This is a genomic window from Mesorhizobium sp. M7A.F.Ca.US.005.03.2.1, assembly GCF_003997795.1.
GTDB lineage: Bacteria > Pseudomonadota > Alphaproteobacteria > Rhizobiales > Rhizobiaceae > Mesorhizobium > Mesorhizobium ciceri.
Genome location: NZ_RZRP01000821.1, coordinates 1 through 2,789 on the forward strand (window position 1 = coordinate 1; position 2,789 = coordinate 2,789).

Annotated in this window: 4 protein-coding genes; all 4 read left to right on the plus strand. The window is 64.1% G+C overall.

What is annotated here, in order from left to right; translation table 11 throughout:
• A partial coding sequence (odhB, locus tag EN991_RS30890; protein ID WP_127370172.1) for a 2-oxoglutarate dehydrogenase complex dihydrolipoyllysine-residue succinyltransferase occupies positions 1-982 on the plus strand: 982 nt, incomplete at its 5' end.
• A 59-nt stretch (positions 983-1,041) separates the two neighbouring features.
• The gene (locus EN991_RS30895; RefSeq protein ID WP_127370173.1) at positions 1,042-1,560 is read left to right on the plus strand and encodes a hypothetical protein; all 519 of its coding nucleotides are present in this window, start codon (positions 1,042-1,044) and stop codon (positions 1,558-1,560) included.
• On the plus strand, positions 1,557-2,312 hold the full coding sequence (locus EN991_RS30900) for an SDR family oxidoreductase (RefSeq protein WP_013528853.1): 756 nt from the start codon (positions 1,557-1,559) through the stop codon (positions 2,310-2,312). Before EN991_RS30895 ends, EN991_RS30900 begins: the two co-directional genes overlap by 4 nt.
• An 85-nt stretch (positions 2,313-2,397) precedes the next feature.
• The coding region (locus EN991_RS30905) for an FAD-dependent oxidoreductase (RefSeq protein ID WP_127370174.1) at positions 2,398-2,789 on the plus strand (392 nt) is incomplete at its 3' end.

The window sequence follows — 2,789 nt, forward strand, 5'->3', positions numbered from 1 at the left end:
GGCATCGACCGGCAAGCAGGCCGCGGCCGAGACCGCCAAGATCGCCGGCGATGCCGGCCCGGTCGAGCCGCGCACCATGCCACCGGCACCGGCCGCGGCGAAACTGATCGCCGAAAGCAATCTCTCGGTCGACCAGATCTCCGGTTCGGGAAAGCGCGGCCAGGTGCTGGAAGGTGACGTGCTCGACGCCATCTCCAAGGGCGCGCCGTCGCAGCCGGCCGAGACGCCGAAAGCAGCACCGGCACCGGTTGCCGTGCGGGCGCCGTCCTCGGGCGACGATGCATCGCGCGAGGAGCGCGTGCGCATGACCAAATTGCGCCAGACCATCGCGCGCCGCCTCAAGGAAGCGCAGTCGACCGCAGCCATGCTGACCACCTTCAACGAGGTCGACATGTCAGCGGTGATGGCGCTGCGCACCAAATACAAGGACGTGTTCGAGAAGAAGCACGGCGTGAAGCTCGGCTTCATGGGCTTCTTCACCAAGGCCGTCACGCACGCGTTGAAGGAAATCCCCTCGGTCAATGCCGAGATCGACGGCACCGATATCATCTTCAAGAACTATGCCCATATCGGCGTCGCCGTCGGCACTGAAAAGGGCCTCGTCGTGCCGGTGGTGCGCAATGCCGACCAGATGTCGATCGCCGAGATCGAGAAGGACATCGGCCGGCTGGGTATCGCCGCGCGTGACGGAAAGCTGTCGGTCGCCGACATGCAGGGCGGCACGTTTACGATTTCGAACGGCGGCGTTTACGGGTCGCTGATGTCGACCCCGATCCTCAACGCGCCGCAGTCGGGCATTCTGGGCATGCACAAGATCCAGGACCGGCCTGTCGTGGTCGGCGGCCAGATCGTCATCCGGCCGATGATGTACCTGGCGCTCAGCTACGATCACCGTATCGTCGACGGCAAGGAAGCGGTGACGTTCCTGGTGCGCGTCAAGGAAAGCTTGGAGGATCCGGAACGGCTGGTGCTTGATCTCTGAGGTCTGGTGCTGATCCGGCTGTTGGAATGTGTGCCGGAGGAAGGGATCTGCGCGGCAGAATGACGACCCGTTCCCTTAGCCTTTCCAAGGTGCTTTCGATCGCATCGATCGCGGCCGGCATGGTGCTGGCCGCTGCCGGCGCCCATGCCGCCTGCCCGATAGAACTCGCTGTCTATGGCGACGCCCAGAGCGGCAGCGAGATCGATTTCACGCCGACCGGCACCTCGGCGACCGTCACCAACAGCTTCCGGATGATCCTCGACAACAATGTGGTGCTTAACGGCATCGTCATGTGGAATGAAGGCGTATCGCGGCCGAACGGCGCGCTGATGCACAAATGCCCCGAGGGCGACGTCACCGGCGAGGAGCTTGCCGCCTGCACGCCCTGGCACGGCGTCATCTACACGGCGGATGAAAACGGCAACATCGGACTGCTGCCGGCTGAAGGCGTCGAAGCGCCGAAGACGCTGATCCTGCCGGACCTCGGGCCGGCGTTGCGCCAATCCAGCGCCTATGGCGGCAGCGGATTTTCGAAAGTGCCGTGGGATGTGTTTGCCTTGAAGGGATGCCAGGAATGAGCGGGACGCAAAAGGTGCTGCTGGTCACCGGCGGCAGCCGCGGCATCGGCGCCGCGATCTGCCGGCTCGGATCGAAGGCCGGCTACCGGGTCGCGGTCAACTACGCTTCGAACCAGGAGGCCGCCAAGGCGCTGGTCGCCGAGATCGAGGCCGCCGGCGGCGAGGCTTTCGCGGTCAAGGGCGATGTCGGCAAGGAGTCCGATATCGTGGCCATGTTCGAGGCCGTCGACCGCGCCTATGGACGGCTCGATGCCTTCGTCAACAATGCCGGCATCGTCGACGTCAAGGCGCGCGTCGACGAGATGGATGTTTCGCGGCTGGAGCGCATGATGCGCATCAATGTCGTCGGCTCGTTCCTCTGCGCCCGCGAGGCGGTGAAGCGCATGTCGACCCGTCATGGCGGGTCGGGCGGATCCATCGTCAACATCTCGTCGGCCGCGGCGACATTGGGCTCGCCGGGCGAATATGTCGATTATGCCGCCTCCAAGGGCGCCATCGACACCTTCACCGTCGGGCTCGCCCGTGAGGTGGCGCTAGAAGGCATCCGCGTCAATGCGGTGCGGCCGGGCATCATCGACACGGACATCCACGCCTCCGGCGGGCAGCCGGACCGGGTGGAGCGGTTCCGCGATCTGCTGCCGATGAAAAGAGCCGGTACAGTGGATGAAGTCGCGGGCGCGGTTCTCTATCTTCTCTCCGACGCCGCGTCCTATACGACGGGCGCGATCCTGAATGTAAGCGGCGGCCGCTGAGCGCTCTCAAGCAGATCGAGCATGATGTTATCCGAAAACCGCGTCACACTTTTCGGCATCATGCTCAAAACAGAAGGACAGTATCATGGCTTATGACGTCGTTATCATCGGATCGGGACCCGGCGGCTATGTCTGCGCCATCAAGGCGGCGCAACTCGGGCTCAGGGTTGCGGTGGTCGAGAAGAACGCGACCTTCGGCGGCACCTGCCTGAACATCGGCTGCATCCCGTCCAAGGCGCTGCTCCATGCCTCCGAGATGTTCGCCGAGGCCGGCCACTCCTTCGACACGCTCGGCGTCGAGATATCGGCGCCGAAATTGAACCTGAAGAAGATGATGGCGCACAAGGATGCGACGGTGTCGTCGAACGTCAACGGCGTCGCCTTCCTGTTCAAGAAGAACAAGATCGACAGTTTCCGCGGCACCGGCAAGGTGCTCGCCGCCGGCAAGGTGTCGGTCACCTCCGAGGACGGCAAGGT